Annotated in this window: 16 protein-coding genes; 8 read left to right on the top strand and 8 right to left on the bottom strand. The window is 41.0% G+C overall.

Annotated features, from left to right (window positions below):
- Nucleotides 1–6: 6 nt before the first annotated feature.
- The 8 genes from ilvN to truA all read left to right on the top strand — a co-directional run bounded on the left by ilvN (nt 7) and on the right by truA (nt 8,862).
- Nucleotides 7–516 (top strand): acetolactate synthase small subunit, encoded by a 510-nt coding sequence (gene ilvN, locus M3O96_RS02070; protein ID WP_249718307.1) that lies wholly within the window; start codon nt 7–9, stop codon nt 514–516.
- Nucleotides 517–527: 11 nt separating this feature from the next.
- A complete protein-coding gene (ilvC, locus tag M3O96_RS02065; protein WP_249718305.1) occupies nt 528–1,571 on the top strand; it encodes a ketol-acid reductoisomerase in 1,044 nt (347 codons plus the stop codon).
- A 7-nt stretch (nt 1,572–1,578) separates the two neighbouring features.
- The gene (locus M3O96_RS02060) at nt 1,579–3,090 is read left to right on the top strand and encodes a 2-isopropylmalate synthase (RefSeq protein WP_249718303.1); all 1,512 of its coding nucleotides are present in this window, start codon (nt 1,579–1,581) and stop codon (nt 3,088–3,090) included.
- Nucleotides 3,091–3,096: 6 nt separating this feature from the next.
- The gene (leuC, locus tag M3O96_RS02055; RefSeq protein ID WP_249718301.1) at nt 3,097–4,497 is read left to right on the top strand and encodes a 3-isopropylmalate dehydratase large subunit; all 1,401 of its coding nucleotides are present in this window, start codon (nt 3,097–3,099) and stop codon (nt 4,495–4,497) included.
- A 17-nt stretch (nt 4,498–4,514) separates the two neighbouring features.
- Entirely contained in the window at nt 4,515–5,105 is a 591-nt protein-coding gene (gene leuD / locus M3O96_RS02050; RefSeq protein WP_249718300.1) for a 3-isopropylmalate dehydratase small subunit, read from the top strand.
- Nucleotides 5,106–5,313: 208 nt separating this feature from the next.
- Nucleotides 5,314–6,933 (top strand): hydroxymethylglutaryl-CoA lyase-like TIM-barrel protein, encoded by a 1,620-nt coding sequence (locus tag M3O96_RS02045; protein ID WP_249718298.1) that lies wholly within the window; start codon nt 5,314–5,316, stop codon nt 6,931–6,933.
- Nucleotides 6,902–7,963: a 3-isopropylmalate dehydrogenase gene (gene leuB, locus M3O96_RS02040; RefSeq protein ID WP_249718296.1), complete on the top strand. Its 1,062-nt coding sequence runs from the start codon at nt 6,902–6,904 to the stop codon at nt 7,961–7,963. The genes M3O96_RS02045 and leuB overlap by 32 nt, the downstream gene beginning before the upstream one ends.
- 110 nt (nt 7,964–8,073) lie before the next feature.
- Nucleotides 8,074–8,862, top strand: a complete 789-nt coding sequence (gene truA, locus M3O96_RS02035) for a tRNA pseudouridine(38-40) synthase TruA (RefSeq protein WP_249718294.1) — start codon at nt 8,074–8,076, stop codon at nt 8,860–8,862.
- On the opposite strand, the gene M3O96_RS02030 is transcribed toward truA, so the two are convergent.
- The 8 genes from M3O96_RS02030 to M3O96_RS01995 form a co-directional block, all read right to left on the bottom strand.
- The gene (locus tag M3O96_RS02030) at nt 8,843–9,136 is read right to left on the bottom strand and encodes a type II toxin-antitoxin system RelE/ParE family toxin (protein ID WP_249718292.1); all 294 of its coding nucleotides are present in this window, start codon (nt 9,134–9,136) and stop codon (nt 8,843–8,845) included. The genes truA and M3O96_RS02030 overlap by 20 nt on opposite strands.
- On the bottom strand, nt 9,133–9,357 hold the full coding sequence (locus tag M3O96_RS02025; RefSeq protein WP_249718290.1) for a hypothetical protein: 225 nt from the start codon (nt 9,355–9,357) through the stop codon (nt 9,133–9,135). The genes M3O96_RS02030 and M3O96_RS02025 overlap by 4 nt, the downstream gene beginning before the upstream one ends.
- Nucleotides 9,358–9,536: 179 nt before the next feature.
- Nucleotides 9,537–10,352 (bottom strand): enoyl-ACP reductase FabI, encoded by an 816-nt coding sequence (locus M3O96_RS02020; protein WP_249718288.1) that lies wholly within the window; start codon nt 10,350–10,352, stop codon nt 9,537–9,539.
- 314 nt (nt 10,353–10,666) lie between these two features.
- Entirely contained in the window at nt 10,667–12,319 is a 1,653-nt protein-coding gene (gene recN / locus M3O96_RS02015; protein WP_249718286.1) for a DNA repair protein RecN, read from the bottom strand.
- Between the two features lie 43 nt (nt 12,320–12,362).
- The gene (gene porD, locus M3O96_RS02010; RefSeq protein ID WP_249718285.1) at nt 12,363–13,268 is read right to left on the bottom strand and encodes a type IX secretion system protein PorD; all 906 of its coding nucleotides are present in this window, start codon (nt 13,266–13,268) and stop codon (nt 12,363–12,365) included.
- A gap of 41 nt (nt 13,269–13,309) precedes the next feature.
- Nucleotides 13,310–14,518: a bifunctional phosphopantothenoylcysteine decarboxylase/phosphopantothenate--cysteine ligase CoaBC gene (gene coaBC, locus M3O96_RS02005; protein WP_249718283.1), complete on the bottom strand. Its 1,209-nt coding sequence runs from the start codon at nt 14,516–14,518 to the stop codon at nt 13,310–13,312.
- The gene (locus M3O96_RS02000; RefSeq protein ID WP_249718281.1) at nt 14,518–14,829 is read right to left on the bottom strand and encodes a DNA-directed RNA polymerase subunit omega; all 312 of its coding nucleotides are present in this window, start codon (nt 14,827–14,829) and stop codon (nt 14,518–14,520) included. Before M3O96_RS02000 ends, coaBC begins: the two co-directional genes overlap by 1 nt.
- Nucleotides 14,830–14,858: 29 nt before the next feature.
- A complete protein-coding gene (locus M3O96_RS01995; RefSeq protein WP_249718279.1) occupies nt 14,859–15,764 on the bottom strand; it encodes an outer membrane protein assembly factor BamD in 906 nt (301 codons plus the stop codon).
- Nucleotides 15,765–15,820 lie beyond the last annotated feature (56 nt).

The raw sequence follows: 15,820 nt of genomic DNA, 5'->3' as shown, positions 1-15,820 counted from the left end.
GAATTTATGAATCGTTATACCATATTAGTATATACAGAAAACTTTATCGGGATACTTAACCGCATCACGATCATTTTCACAAGAAGGGGGATCAATATTGACGCTTTGACAGCTTCAGAAAGCCGTCTCGATGGGATCCATAAAATAACCATTGAGGTTACGGTCACCGATGAGCAGATTATCCAGCTTTCAAAACAGATCGAAAAAGTAGTGGATGTGATCAAGGTATATTATTTCATGGATGATGAAGTAGTCTATCAGGAAATCGCCCTTTACAAAATTCCGATCGAGAGTTTGGATCCGAGTCTGGAGAAAGTCATCAGGCAATTCAATGCCCACATCATTGCGGCAGAAAAGGAATTTGTGGTCTTGGAATTTACCGGACACAAAGAAGATACCCAGGCATTGCTTGAAATTCTAAAACCATTCAACCTGTTGGAATTTTCCCGGTCAGGTAGGGTTGCAATCGCCAAACCAAAATTTTCCATCACAGATTATTTAAATAATAAAACCTAATTTATCACACTATGAAACTGAAATTCGGATCAGTAGAAGAAAACGTAGTCACCAGAGAGGAATTTCCTTTGGAGAAAGCTAGAGAAGTATTGAAGAATGAAACCATTGCGGTATTGGGATATGGTGTGCAGGGCCCCGGTCAAGCACTTAACCTTAGAGACAACGGCTTCAACGTCATCATTGGTCAAAGGAAAGAATCCAAAACATGGGACAAAGCAATCGCTGACGGCTGGGTTCCGGGTGAGACCTTATTTGAATTGGAAGAAGCTTGCGAAAAAGGCACCATCATTCAATTTCTTCTTTCTGATGCCGGACAGATTGCACTTTGGCCAATGGTTAAAAAACACCTAACTCCGGGAAAAGCATTGTATTTCTCCCACGGTTTTGGAATTACCTATAAAGAAAAAACAGGCATCATTCCACCAGCTGACGTAGATGTGATTTTGGTTGCTCCAAAAGGTTCAGGAACTTCCTTGAGAAGAATGTTTGTCGAAGGTCGTGGATTGAACTCATCCTATGCCATCTTCCAGGACGGAACAGGCAAAGCCAAAGACAGGGTAGTTGCTTTGGGAATCGGGGTAGGCTCAGGATACCTGTTCGAAACAGATTTTTATAGAGAAGTAACCTCTGACTTGACTGGCGAAAGAGGCACTTTGATGGGAGCGATCCAAGGGATATTTGCTGCGCAATACGAAGTGTTGAGAGCAAATGGACATACCCCTTCTGAGGCATTCAATGAAACAGTGGAAGAATTGACTCAAAGCTTGATGCCTTTGGTAGCCGAAAACGGAATGGATTGGATGTATGCCAATTGCTCCACGACTGCTCAGAGAGGTGCCTTGGATTGGTGGAAACCTTTCAGAGATGCTACCAAGCCTGTTTTTGAAGAATTGTATAGCAGTGTAAAATCCGGAAAAGAAGCCCAAAAATCAATTGATTCCAACAGTAAGCCTGACTACAGAGAAAAGTTAGAAGTGGAATTGAAAGAATTGAGAGATTCTGAAATGTGGCAGGCAGGCGCTACCGTCAGGAAATTGAGACCAGAAAATAACTGAAAAAATTATGAGTGAAAAGCTATGGATATTTGATACTACCCTCCGGGATGGAGAGCAGGTGCCGGGATGTCAATTAAACTCCCAGGAAAAGATAGTGGTGGCGAAAGCTTTAGAAAAACTTGGGGTTGACATCATCGAGGCGGGATTTCCAATTTCCAGCCCTGGAGATTTCAATTCAGTAGTAGAAATTTCCAAAGCAGTTTCGGATCCTATCATCTGCGCCCTTTCAAGGGCAGTGGAGAAAGACATAGAAGTAGCTGCGGATGCTTTGAAATATGCCAAAAAAGGAAGAATCCATACAGGCATCGGAGTTTCCCCATACCATATCCAATTCAAGCTCAGATCTACTCCGGACAACATCATCGAGCGCGGTGTCAGGGCGGTGAAATATGCAAAAAGCTTTGTCGAGGATGTTGAATTTTACGCTGAGGATGCAGGAAGGGCAGAGTTGCCTTTCTTGGCAAAAATCATCGAAGCCGTCATAAAAGCCGGTGCAACGGTAGTCAATATCCCGGATACTACCGGTTATTGCCTCCCTGAGCAATATGGTGCCATCATCCGCTACCTAAAGGAACACGTATCCAATATCGACAAAGCGATCATTGCGACACATTGCCACAACGACTTGGGAATGGCCACGGCCAATACCATTTCCGGTGTGCAGAATGGTGCAAGACAAGCTGAACTTACGATCAATGGAATCGGTGAGCGTGCAGGAAATACCTCTTTGGAGGAAGTCGTCATGGCGATCAAATGCCATCATGCCATCCCTGTCCATACCAATATCAAAACCGAATTGATCTATGGGACGAGCAGGTTGATCTCCAAATTGATGAACATGCCAGTGCAGCCCAACAAAGCTATTGTAGGGAGAAATGCATTTGCACATTCCTCAGGCATCCATCAGGACGGAGTACTCAAGCACAGAGAAAATTACGAAATCATAGATCCAAAAGAAGTTGGCGTTCATGAATCTACCATTGTCCTGACTGCAAGAAGTGGTAGGGCTGCTTTGAAGCATCATTTGGATGCTTTGGGTGTAGAACTTGAAGGCGAACCATTGCGGGAGGTATATGAAGAGTTTTTGCTTTTGGCGGATTCCAAAAGAGATATCGGGACAAAAGATTTATTGTCCTTGGTAGGAAAGTTTATGGACAGTTCCACATTCATTGAATTGGGGAAAGTCAGCTACCAGTCAAATGGTGAAATCAAAGCCAATGTGGAATTGAAAGTAGGAGACAAAAGCCATGTAGCAAATTCCACAGGCAATGGGCCGGTGGATGCTGTTTTGAAAGCCATTGAATCCATTGTAAAACCGCAGATTGAGTTGGAGGAATTCCTCATCCAAGCAATAACACATGGAAGCGATGATGTGGCCAAAGTACATATGAGGATTATACAGGGTGACAGACCCTATTATGGGTTTGCGTCCAATACAGATATCGTAGTGGCTTCGGCTCAGGCATTTGTGGATGCCTTGAACAAAATACCTGTCAAAGAAAAAGTGATTGTAGCGTAAGTTAAGATGGAAAAAAATACATTATTCGATAAAATATGGGATTCACATGTGGTGCGTTCTGTACCCAATGGTCCTGATGTCTTTTTCATAGATAAGCATTTTATCCATGAAGTGACGAGCCCTGTTGCATTTCTGAATTTAGAAAAAAGAGGTATAGGCGTTCTTCATCCCGACAGGACAGTCGGAACGCCCGACCACAACGTGCCTACCGTAGATCAGGACAAAACCATCAAGGACAAACTTTCCCGCATGCAGGTTGAAAGACTCAGGGAAAACTGTAAAAAATATGATATTGAATTGCATGACTTGGGTTCAGACCACCACGGTATTGTCCACGTCATCGGACCCGAATTGGGCATAACCCAACCGGGAATGACCATCGTGTGCGGTGATAGCCATACATCTACCCATGGCGCTTTTGGTGCGATTGCATTTGGAATCGGAACCTCCGAAGTAGAAATGGTTTTGGCGACTCAATGCATCATGCAGACCAAAGCCAAAAAAATGAGAATCACTGTGGACGGTGAATTGGGTGGGGGAGTGACTTCCAAAGACATCATCCTCTATATCATTGCCAAGATTTCTGCCGCAGGAGCAACAGGTTATTTTGTGGAATATGCAGGTATGGCTATCCGAAGACTGAGCATGGAGGCAAGAATGACCATCTGCAACATGAGTATTGAAATGGGTGCAAGAGGTGGTTTGATAGCTCCGGACGAAACTACTTTTGCTTATCTCAAAGGAAAACAATATGCCCCCAAAGGTGAAGCTTGGGATCAGGCAGTAGCTTATTGGAAAACGCTGAAAACGGACGAAGAGGCTGTTTTTGACAAAGAATATACTTTTGATGCAGCCGACATCGAACCGATGATCACTTATGGTACCAACCCAGGAATGGGTATCAAAATCAAAGGCAACATCCCGACAACCGAAGGAATGGAAGGAAGCAACAAAATCTCCTACCTCAAATCTTTGGAATATATGGGTTTTGCTCCTGGTGAACCTATCAAAGGAAAAAAAGTGGATTATGTTTTCGTTGGAAGCTGTACAAACGGTCGCATCGAAGATATCCGCTCAGTAGCCGCTTTCGTCAAAGGAAAACAAAAAGCCGCTAACATAACCGCTTGGATTGTTCCCGGTTCAAGGGAAGTGGAGAAGATGGCGCATGAGGAGGGTTTGGTGAAAATATTGGAAGATGCCGGTTTCGAATTGAGACAACCGGGCTGTTCTGCTTGCCTTGCTATGAATGACGACAAGATTCCGTCAGGTAAATATGCGGTATCAACTTCCAACAGGAATTTTGAGGGAAGACAGGGACCTGGTGCGAGAACGCTTTTGGCCAGTCCATTGACTGTGGCAGCTGTGGCTGTTACTGGTGAAATCGCTGATCCAAGGGAAGTATTTTAACCTAAAAGAAAGAAAAAATGGCTTACGATAAATTCAATATACTTACCAGCACAATTGTTCCTTTGCCTGCAGAAAACGTGGATACTGATCAGATTATCCCTGCGCGTTTTCTGAAAGCTACCGAAAGAGAAGGTTTTGGCGATAATCTTTTCAGAGATTGGAGATATGATGTGGAAGGAAATCCCAAAAAGGATTTTGTGCTCAATGATCCTACTTATTCTGGTAAAATTCTTCTTTCGGGAAAAAATTTCGGGTCCGGTTCAAGTCGTGAACATGCCGTTTGGGCGATTTATGATTATGGATTTAGGGCAGTTGTTTCGAGTTTTTTTGCTGATATCTTCAAAAATAACTGTTTGAATATTGGTGTTTTGCCGGTGACCATCAGTGCTGAATTTGCTGAAGTTTTGTTTAAGTCTGTAGAAGCTGATCCAAAGACTGAAGTTGAAATCGATATTGACAAACAAAAAATCACCTTGCTCAATACAGGTGCGTCGGAGTCTTTTGACATCAATTCCTACAAAAAGGAAAACATGAAAAACGGTTTCGATGATATCGACTACTTATTGAACATCAAGGAGGAAATAGCAGCATTTGCTGAAAACAGATAGCTGATTCATTATTCATAATTCAATTTCGTTTAGATAAGCTTTTGGGTTATACAAACCTTTTCCAAAGTTGGGACCAGACCATGAAAATCTTAAAACATCCATTCCGAACCTTGGAAAAGTTTATCGAAGCAACCCTAACTAAACGACATTGATTCATAATTATTAATTCCATCAGCGCGAGTATATACTTTGTGCCAAACTCAAAAAAATGGGTCATCATAGGAAAATAGAAATCATGGATACAACCCTGAGGGATGGCGAACAGACCTCGGGTGTTGCGTTTCTACCTTCCGAAAAACTTCAAATAGCAAAGCTATTGTTGGATGAACTGAAGGTGGATAGGATAGAAGTGGCTTCTGCCCGGGTTTCTGAGGGGGAAATGGAAGGTGTCAAAAGAATTACCCAATGGGCTGCCGAGAAAGGATACCTTGATCGGGTAGAAGTATTGGGTTTTGTCGATACGCCTGATTCCATCAATTGGATCAAGGAAGCTGGAGGAAAGGTTCTGAACCTTTTGACCAAAGGCTCACTCAATCACCTGACCCATCAGCTTAGGAAAACCCCGGAGCAACATTATAATGATATTGAAAAAAGTGTCCTATATGCACGTCAAATGGGCATTTCAGTAAATGTCTACCTGGAAGATTGGTCCAATGGCATGAGAAATTCCATGAATTATACCATGGATTTGATCGGTGTATTGGTGCATCTTCAGGTGCGGAGAATCATGCTTCCTGATACTTTGGGCTTGCTCAATCCAAGGGAAGTATCCCATTTTCTCAAGGTGATTACAAGCGAATACCCTGATACCCATTTTGATTTCCATGCCCACAATGATTACGATTTGTCAGTAGCCAATGTCTTGGAAGCAATATATAACGGAGTGAGCGGCATCCATACCACTGTAAATGGATTGGGAGAAAGGGCGGGGAATGCACCTTTGGAGTCTGTAATTGCTGTTTTGAAAGATTTTACTGACTTCAAACTGAACGTCAAAGAGAATAAAATCTACCGCGTCAGTAAGTTAGTGGAGCAGTTCTCCGGTCAGCATATCCCGGCCAATAAACCTGTTGTGGGTGAAAATGTATTTACCCAAACTGCCGGAATCCATGCAGATGGTGACAATAAGAAAAATCTTTATTTCAATGATTTGCTTCCAGAGCGCTTTGGCCGTCAAAGAAAATATGCTTTGGGCAAGACATCGGGAAAAGCCAATATTGTCAAAAATCTGCAGGAATTAGGCATCTCTCTTGAACCTGACGAACTGACAAAAGTCACCCAAAGGATCATCGAGCTTGGTGACAAAAAGGAAAGGGTAACCACAGAGGACTTGCCATATATCATTTCAGATGTGTTGCAGAATAACTCCATCTCTCATGATATTTTCATCGAAGGTTATAACCTCAGCCATTCAAAAGGTTTGAGACCAACTGTCCAACTGAAGATCAACATCAACGGCGATAGCTTTGAAGAAGGTTCTTCTGGAGATGGGCAATACGATGCTTTCATGAAGGCCTTGAAAAAGATTTATAAATCACTGAATAAAGAATTACCGGTTTTGACTAATTATAGCGTGACGATACCTCCAGGAGGAAAGACGGATGCTTTTGTAGAAACCGTCATTACCTGGGATTTTGGAAAGATATTCAAAACCAAAGGTTTGGACAGCGATCAGACTGTAGCTGCTTTGAAGGCCACAGAAAAGATGCTGAACATCATTGAAAAGATTAAAAAAACAGAGCCGGTAACCGGAACTCATGCTGAAGAAAACCCAGAACTAGATAAAAAGAATTTCTATGGAAATGAATATAGCGCTATTGCCGGGTGACGGCATCGGCCCAGAGGTGATTGCTCAGGCAGTCAAAGTAGTAAATGCTGTAGCTAAAAAGTTTGGTCATACCATCCATTTTGAAGAGGCACCTGTGGGTGCTGCGGCGATTGACCTTACAGGAGATCCATATCCTGATACCACACACGAGGTTTGTTTGAGGGCGGATGCTGTACTTTTCGGAGCGATAGGTGATCCCAAATACGACAACGATCCCAAAGCCAAAGTAAGGCCCGAGCAGGGATTATTGGCAATGAGAAAGAAATTGGGATTATTTGCCAATGTCCGTCCGACCTTTACTTTCCCTTCTTTGGTACATAAATCTCCTTTGAAATTAGATAGAATTGAGGGTGTTGATTTGGTTTTCTTCAGGGAATTAACCGGAGGGATATATTTTGGTGAACCTCGTGGAAGAAACGAACAGGGTACCAAAGCTTTTGACACCAATGTCTATTCCAAAGAAGAAATCACGAGGTTGGCTAGAATGGGATTCGAAGCTGCCCAAAAGAGAAGAAAATTATTGACCTGTGTGGATAAAGCCAATGTTTTGGCTACTTCCAGGCTTTGGAGGGAGACTGTCCAAGAATTGGCTCCGGAATATCCTGATGTCAAAGTGGAATATGAATTTGTTGACGCAGTCGCCATGCGATTGATCCAATGGCCAAAAGCATACGATGTGTTGATCACAGAAAACCTTTTTGGAGATATTCTCACTGATGAAGCATCGGTGATTTCAGGTTCTATGGGATTAATGCCGTCTGCCTCTTTGGGAACTGAAAACAAGCTTTTCGAACCGATCCATGGTTCCTATCCCCAGGCTGCAGGAAAAGACATCGCCAATCCCCTGGGGACAATTCTGTCGGCAGCGATGATGTTTGAGTATGCATTTGATCTGAGTGATGAAGCCAAAGCGATTTCAGATGTGGTCAATAAATCATTGGAGGAAGGAATCGTCACAGAAGACATTGCCGAAGGCGGAAAAGCGTACAAGACCTCGGAAGTGGGGGATTGGTTGGCTGCAAATATTTAAAATCGATACTATTGATTCATTTGAAAACCCTCCTAAAGTTTTGAACTTTTGGAGGGTTTTGTATTTGGAGTGCTTGATGCCTTTATTTGTCATTCTCCCGTTAATCCAAAATGCAAACCCGACCGTTTACCTACCTTTTTTACCTGCAATATCTTGGACTTCGGTATCACGGTTGGCAAAAACAGCCAGGAGTCAAAACAATTCAAAGTACATTGGAGAAAGCTTTCCGGTATGTATTAGGTCATGAAGATTTTACCATCCTTGGAGCAAGCCGGACTGATGCAGAAGTTTCCTGCAGTCGTGGTGCTTTTGAATTGTTTTTGAAACATGAAATATCTCCCGATCTTCTTGATACCCTAAATTCATTCTTACCTTCAGATATCAGGCTTTTGGAGGTGGAACCTGTTCCCTTAAGCTTTAATATCATTCAGGATGTGCAGTGGAAGGAGTATCATTACCACTTTGCGATTGGAGAAAAATTCCATCCTTTTGCATCAGGGAACCTGGCATTTTTTCAAGGATCGCCTGATTTGGAATTGATGAAAATGGGTGCACTACTTTTTATAGGGAAACATGATTTTCGGCGATTTTGCTCCATTGATAAAGTGACAGATGATTATGTCAGGGAGGTTTACGAATCAGAGATTACCCAACATCCTCAAGCAGGAACTGGCCTTATCCCTGAAAGTGCCTTCACTTTTTCTGTCAAAGGAAAAGGATTCCTCAGGTATCAGGTGAGGATCATGATGGCCGCTTTGGTGGATTTGGGGCTGGGAAAAATAAGTTTAGATGACTTGAAAAATGCCTTCATTTCAGAGCAAACAAATCCCATTTCGATTGCAGTTCCGGCTAATGGGTTGGTTTTGGAGAGGGTAAGTTTTAATAAGGAAAGTTTTTAGGCCCTTTGCTATTGCTTCTTATACTGAGAATGATGATTTGATTTTTATCAATCTTATAATAAAGGCTTGAATGCTTTTTGATGACGGCTTTTCTTACCCCCTTAGTGGGTGATAAAGGAAATAATTCCGGGGACATTTTAATAAGTGCTATTACTTTTTCTATCCTATCCAGAAAATTGACGATTTCCTTTTCACTCCATTCTTTTTCTAAATACAAAATAATCTCTCCAAGTGAAACTTCAGCTTCTTTAGTCCAAAATACATGAAATTTCATTCTTTGATATTGGGTCTATATTTCTCCATAACAGCTTCATGGGGAACGATTTTACCTGATTCATAATCTTTGATCCCTTGTATGATAGACTTTTGGGAAACCTCATCGGTTTTATCCCAAAAATCTTCCCCCATTAATAGGGACCTGATTTGGTCTAAAATCACCTCGTCCTCTGAGATAATAATCTCTTCAATAATTTGATACTTTATTAATTTGTCCATTTTTAAATTTAAGAATAATACATGAAAAAATAAGGGCTGATAAAATTCAGCCCTATTTTTATTTTACCCCTATCGACATATTTACTTTTATTTTGTCCCAATTCGGGAAATAAATCTTTATTGCTCGAGATAGTAAAATTCTGCAATCTTTCAATTAATTACTCTTGAGCTTTTATTTATCAAAGATCCATGAATTTATTCATGATATCCTCAGATATACCAGTATTGGAATAACCACCATCGTGGAAAAGGTTCTGCATGGTGACCATTTTGGTCAAATCAGAGAACATCGTAATGATGTAATCGGCACAGGCCTCAGCAGAGGCATTTCCAAGGGGTGACATGGAATCCGCAAAATTGTAGAAGGTATCGAATCCTCCGATTCCTGTTCCTGCGGTAGTTTTGGTAGGTGATTGGGAAATTGTATTTACCCTGACTTTTTTCAGTTTGCCATATCTATAGCCATAACCTCGCGCAATACTTTCCAAAAGTGCTTTGGCATCGGCCATATCTGTATAAAATGGATATACTCTTTGCGCAGCAATGTATGAAAGTCCAAGGATGGAACCCCATTCATTCATAGCGTCCATTTTTTCTGCTACCTGCATCATTTTATGAAAAGATACCGAAGAGACATCGTAGGATTTTGCAGCCCATTCATAGTTGAGGTCACCATAAGAGCGGCCTTTACGGATATTTGGGGACATACCGATCGAGTGAAGCAAAAAGTCAAAGTTGCCGCCTAAATATTCACGGGCTTCGGTATAAAGTTTTTCAATATCTTCCAAAGAAGTGGCGTCTGCAGGGATAACAATGGTATTGCATTGCTCTGCCAATTCCTTGATGGCACCCATTCTCATGGCGATAGGTGCATTGGTCAATACAAACCTTCCACCTTGTTCGTGCGCTTTGAGTGCAGCTTTCCAAGCAATGGAGTTTTCATCTAAAGCTCCTGTGATTATTCCGAGTTTTCCTTTCAATAAATTCTCTGGCATGATATGTTCTTTTGATTTGGTCAAATAATGTGTAAAAATAAGATTTGGAGAAGCAAGAACCAAGTACAAAGTATCAAGTATGAAAGAGCCAGGTATAAGTAGATGGTGAGAAGTGAAAGGTAAGAGGGGAGCATTGAGTACCAAGTACCAAGTATCAAGTACTAAGTATCAAGTACCAAGTACCAAGTAGCGCCAACTCGAAAACATGTAGGACGGATATCAGTTAATCAGTTAACCAATTAACCAATTAACCAGTTAACCAAATAACCAGTTAAACCAAATAACCAATAACCCATTAACCCAATAACCAAAAATTAACCACCTAGCAACTCCCTAGCACTTTCAAACGCTGTTGGAGATGGATTGGCTCCGGCGATCATTTTGGCGATTTCAATGGTTCTTTCTTCGCCTTCTAGCAATTTGATTTTACTGATTGTTTTTTCTGAGCTGTCGTCCTTATAGACAAAGTAATGTTGATTCCCCTTAGCTGCTACCTGTGGCAAATGACTGATGCAGATGACTTGGTGCTGCTTGGCGATGTCCTGCATCATCCTGACCATCTGAAGCGCGATTTCTCCGGATACCCCTGTGTCTATTTCATCAAAAATCAAAGTCGGGAGGGCCATTTTATCGGCCATGATATACTTAATGGCGAAGATCAATCTAGAGAATTCACCACCCGAAGCCACCTGTTTTAAGGCCTGTGGTTTGACTCCTTTATTGGCGGAGAAAAGGATATCAATCTGATCAATTCCGTTTTTGGTTGGAGTGATTGGTTGATAGGAAAACTCGACTTGCGCATTTTCCATACCCAATTGCTGTAATAATTTGGCAAGTTGGGAAGCAAATGGCTGAAATGCTGATTTCCTTTTTTCGGAAAGGGCTTTGCCTTTTTCGGTCAATTCCTTTTCTGTCGCCTCTTTGATTTTCTTTAATTTTTCTAGTTCCTCATCGAGGTTCTCCACCAAAAAAACTTTTTCGGCAAGTTCGTTTTCTAAGGCAATCAATGCTTCGACAGTATCCAAGCCATGTTTCTTCTGCAGGTGGTAGATCTTGCTAAGTCTTGTCCTGACATTCTCAAGCTTGGCAAAATCCACTTCCACCTGTCCATCCTCTTCTTCCAGACTTGCCGCAATGTCTTTGAGTTCAATCAAAACACTCTGAAAACGCTCCCCATATGATTCAAACTTATGCGCAAATTTTGTGAGTTGTTGGACACCTTGATTGGCCAAAGCCAAAAGCTTCAAGGCTCCAAATTGGTCGTCTTCCATTTGGGCAAGGATTTCCTGAATTTTGGATTTGATTTCCTCCGCATTTTCTAGGATTTCCTGTTCACTTTCAAGGTCTGTTTGTTCGCCTTCATGAAGTTTCAATTCTGCCAACTCTTCCAGTTGAAATCTATTGAAATCAGCCTCTTTTTTCATTTCTTGAGCTTCTTGGCTTAGCTTTTCTAATGCTTTTTTTGAAGATTGAAATGATTTGTAAGCTGATAAATAATCATTTTTCTCAATTTGGCTTTTGACAAATACGTCCACCAAATCCAATTGATATTCACCCTCTCCGAGCTGAAGGTTGTCATGTTGTGAATGGACATCCATCAAGGCCTTACCAAGGTCTTTCAGGGTTTCAAGCTTTACCGGAGTATCGTTGATAAATGCCCTGGATTTGCCATTCGGACTTATTTCTCTTCGAATGATGCACTCGGGATCAAAATCCAAATCTTCACTTCTGAAAAAATCCTCCAATCCATAATTTCCAATCCCAAAATTTCCCTCGACCACACATTTTTGGTCAGGGTTTAGGAGTGCTTTGGTATCTGCCCGATTGCCTAACAGCAGTCCGACAGCACCCAACATGATGGATTTACCCGCTCCGGTTTCGCCGGTGATCATATTGAGGTATGAGCTTGGATTCATTTCCAAGCTTTGGATCAAGGCGTAATTGGCAATGCTAAGGGAGCGGAGCATTAAATTGGTTTAATTTTTATTTGGTCAAATCTAAAAAAAGAAATTAACCTTTCAGGAGGTCGTTGTACCTTTTTGAATTGTTTGGGTCAATTTTAAGAAGAACTTCGACTGCTTCACTTCGGGTTACCTTTGGGGCACCTTTAAAAACACGCAAAATTTCATCTCTTTTTGCATCCATAAAAGTGATTACAAAAATACTGTTAGGCTGTGGGGTATTTGCCTCTTCAACCAACTGGAAAGCTGAAATCATATTTTGATAGGCTTCCTCAGGATTGGTGAGTAGCAAATCAAGTCCTTTGCGATGGTATAGAAATATGGCTTCCCGTATCGGAGCAAAAATCGATGAGGTGTAAATGTCATTGATCAACCAATACCTGTTCCTTCTGTCATTGGGATTGGGTGCCCATCCTGCTCTGTTGGATTGTTGGGCATTGTTTACAATTCCATTAGCGATTTCAAAATAGGGGCTTCCTCCTCGGAGTGAAAAACTGTCATAATCAAAACCCAATGCGATGTAGGCATAGTAGGCAAGTAGTGAACTGATATTATTGAGAAAGGCGAATCTGTTGAACTCTAATGGCTGAGAAAGGAGGTATTCAAAAGCCCAGTTTCGGTCGATGAAATTGATGACCATACTTTCATAATTGGTGCCGTAGACAGGCCTCACAGTTTGAATCTGTACAGTTGCATTGTAGACTCCTACCTGTGGCATGTCACTGATGGTGATGAGGACATTGCCTTTGATTCTTTCAAATGCCTGAAATTGATCGCCTGTCCAAGTTCTCCCATTGAGAAACTGTTCAAAGCTATTTTTCATGTTATCGAAAATGGCAGTTTCTTGGGTTCGTGCCCGCTCACTATTGATAATAACCGAAAAATTTAGCTCTTGTGAGAACGATGGAAGCGTAAACAAAAAAGTAAGAAGGATAATCGTAATTCGAATCTTCATGTAGAATGGGTTTTCTTTTAAAGATAACGATATTCTTATAGTCAGATTTTTACAGGAAGATTTTTAATTTCCTTAATGATCAATTCAGCAATTTGATTCTTTGGAAGTAACTCAGATTCAAAAGATTTTCCTTCCTCAGTAAATATCCTGACTTTATTGGTATCATGCTGGAAACCCGCTCCTGCATCTCTCATGGAATTGAGAACGATAAGGTCAAAATTTTTCTTTTCGAGTTTTGACTTTGCGTAAAATTCCTCATTCTCTGTTTCCAATGCAAATCCAACATGGATTTGAAAAGGGGATTTGAGTTTGCCTAGTGTATAGGCGATGTCAATGTTTTTGACCAATTCAATGGTCATGCCGTCACCTTCTTTTTTTATTTTCTCAGCCGAAACGTTTTTTGGTGCATAATCAGCCACCGCAGCCGCAAAAACACAAATGTCCATTTGATGGTGAATATTAGAAGAAGCTTGATACATTTCTTCAGCACTCGTCACTGGATAGATTTTGATGGATGCATGATCAGGCTTGATTGCTCCTTTTCCCAAAACCAGATGAACTTGCGCTCCCTGATCTGCAAAAGTATCGGCTAAAGCAGATCCCATCTTGCCGGAGGAATGATTGCTGATAAATCTTACCGGATCGATGGCTTCTTGAGTTGGTCCTGAAGTAATCAGGACTTTTTTTCCTTTGAATTCCTGGCTTTTTGAAAAATGGGAGATTACGTATTCCAGAATATGTTCTGGCTCCATCAATCTTCCCTGACCCGAAAGTCCACTTGCCAATTCACCGGTTTCGGCTTCAAGAATGATGTTACCGAAATCTTTTAATTTTTTGAGATTAGCCTTTACAGAAGGATGTTGGTACATATCCAAGTCCATCGCAGGAGCGACCATGACAGGGCATCTTGCAGAAAGGTAGGTTGCTGTGAGAAGGTTGTCGCAGATGCCATTGGCAAATTTGCCTAAGGTATTGGCGCTGATAGGCGCTATTAAAAATAAATCTGCCCACAATCCCAGATCCACGTGGTTGGTCCATACTCCTGATTTAGGATCATGAAACTGATGGTGGACAGGTCCTTTGGAAAGGGTTGCTAAAGTTAAAGGGGTAATAAAGTCAAGAGCAGAAGTACTCATGATGATCTGTACTTCTGCTCCTTCTTTGACAAGTAGTCTTGTGAGTATAGCGGATTTGTAGGCTGCTATGCTTCCTGTAACTCCCAATAAAACCTTTTTACCCTTTAAAAGCATTATTCTGTTGGTGCTTCAGGTTTTCTGAAATAAAGTTTGTCTTCCAAAAACTCCTCCATAGCCAAAGAAGATGGCTTTGGCATTCTTTCGTAAAATTTGGAAATTTCGATTTGCTCTTTGTTTTCAAAAACTTCTTCAAGATTATCTACAGTTGAAGCAAATTCAGAGAGTTTGTTGTTCAATTCTTCCTTCATGCTTGAAGAAATCTGCTTCGCCCTTTGGGAAGCAATATGAAGTGATTCATACAAATTCCCTGTTTTTTCAGAAATTTTATCCAAATCTCTAGTGATGATTGACGGATTAACTGCCATATATATGATTGATTTTAATTGCTATTATATTATTTATCTTTTACGAGACCTGTGCTTTGGGCCGCTTCATTTTCTGCTTTGGCTTTTGCTAAATCTTCCTCATAATCCTTTTTGATTTTCTGATGGGCAAGCAACTCTACTTGGGATTTTTTGACGATATTTTCTATGCTGCCCAAATATTTACTTTCAGGATATTTTCTTGTGAATTGTGCTGCGTATTTGGAAACATCCTTCAATCTATCTTCCTTTTTGTCAAAAATACTTCTTTCGCCATATGCCAAAGATACTTCTACCAGTTTAAATCCAAGTTCTTCGTTGTGCTTGCTGTCGGGATAACTTTTGGCAAAATTCTGAAAATTTATGATGCATGCCCGATAATAGTCACCCGGGTATAATCCTTCAGTCAAGCTTAGATACAATAGTGATTCCCTGTATGCTTTTTCTTCAAACCTGACTTGAAGATCTTCAATCATCACAGTTGCTCTTTCGTAGGAATCGGACTGAGGAAACCTATTGAGAAAGATCTGAATGGCATTTACCGCGTCGTGGCTGCTTTTTTGATCCAAATTGTAATCAGGTGCATCTAAGTAAAGGGAGTAAGCATTCATAAATAATGCCTCCTCTGCCATCGGAGATCTATTATAAGTCTGGTAAAAGGTATTGAAATAACCTGCAGATTCTATGTATCTCTTTAACTTGAAATGGCTATATGCGTAATTGAAATCTGCCAACTCAGCCTTTTCGCTCCCCCTGATCACAGGAAGGACTTTGTCGTAAAGGATAATGGCTTTATTGAATTCCTCTTCATTATAATACTTGTTGGCTGCTGCGTATAGTTCTTCCCAGTTTGTGCTTTTTTCTAATTTATAGAATCCAGAGCAGCTGGAAAATGCAATAAGGAGGGTTGTAATGATGTATGGAAAGAATTTTTTCATTGCTTTTTCGAGGCGCAAATATAAATGATTATTCATTTGAAACCAATTCTAAACCG

Origin of the sequence: Aquiflexum sp. TKW24L (assembly GCF_023502205.1) — a bacterium.
Lineage (GTDB): Bacteria > Bacteroidota > Bacteroidia > Cytophagales > Cyclobacteriaceae > Cognataquiflexum.
The sequence above is the reverse complement of the archived record's forward strand: the minus strand, read 5'-3'. Positions and strand labels throughout refer to the sequence as shown.

Coding starts and splice junctions, on each gene's coding strand:
- coaBC (WP_249718283.1), bottom strand. CDS start 14,518: ATGCTTTTAAAGGGTAAAAAGGTTTTATTGGGAGTTACAGGAAGCATA.
- M3O96_RS02030 (WP_249718292.1), bottom strand. CDS start 9,136: ATGAAATTTCATGTATTTTGGACTAAAGAAGCTGAAGTTTCACTTGGA.
- leuB (WP_249718296.1), top strand. CDS start 6,902: ATGGAAATGAATATAGCGCTATTGCCGGGTGACGGCATCGGCCCAGAG.
- leuC (WP_249718301.1), top strand. CDS start 3,097: ATGGAAAAAAATACATTATTCGATAAAATATGGGATTCACATGTGGTG.
- M3O96_RS02045 (WP_249718298.1), top strand. CDS start 5,314: ATGGGTCATCATAGGAAAATAGAAATCATGGATACAACCCTGAGGGAT.
- M3O96_RS01995 (WP_249718279.1), bottom strand. CDS start 15,764: ATGAAAAAATTCTTTCCATACATCATTACAACCCTCCTTATTGCATTT.
- truA (WP_249718294.1), top strand. CDS start 8,074: ATGCAAACCCGACCGTTTACCTACCTTTTTTACCTGCAATATCTTGGA.
- recN (WP_249718286.1), bottom strand. CDS start 12,319: ATGCTCCGCTCCCTTAGCATTGCCAATTACGCCTTGATCCAAAGCTTG.
- M3O96_RS02000 (WP_249718281.1), bottom strand. CDS start 14,829: ATGGCAGTTAATCCGTCAATCATCACTAGAGATTTGGATAAAATTTCT.
- M3O96_RS02025 (WP_249718290.1), bottom strand. CDS start 9,357: ATGGACAAATTAATAAAGTATCAAATTATTGAAGAGATTATTATCTCA.
- ilvC (WP_249718305.1), top strand. CDS start 528: ATGAAACTGAAATTCGGATCAGTAGAAGAAAACGTAGTCACCAGAGAG.
- leuD (WP_249718300.1), top strand. CDS start 4,515: ATGGCTTACGATAAATTCAATATACTTACCAGCACAATTGTTCCTTTG.
- M3O96_RS02060 (WP_249718303.1), top strand. CDS start 1,579: ATGAGTGAAAAGCTATGGATATTTGATACTACCCTCCGGGATGGAGAG.
- porD (WP_249718285.1), bottom strand. CDS start 13,268: ATGAAGATTCGAATTACGATTATCCTTCTTACTTTTTTGTTTACGCTT.
- M3O96_RS02020 (WP_249718288.1), bottom strand. CDS start 10,352: ATGCCAGAGAATTTATTGAAAGGAAAACTCGGAATAATCACAGGAGCT.
- ilvN (WP_249718307.1), top strand. CDS start 7: ATGAATCGTTATACCATATTAGTATATACAGAAAACTTTATCGGGATA.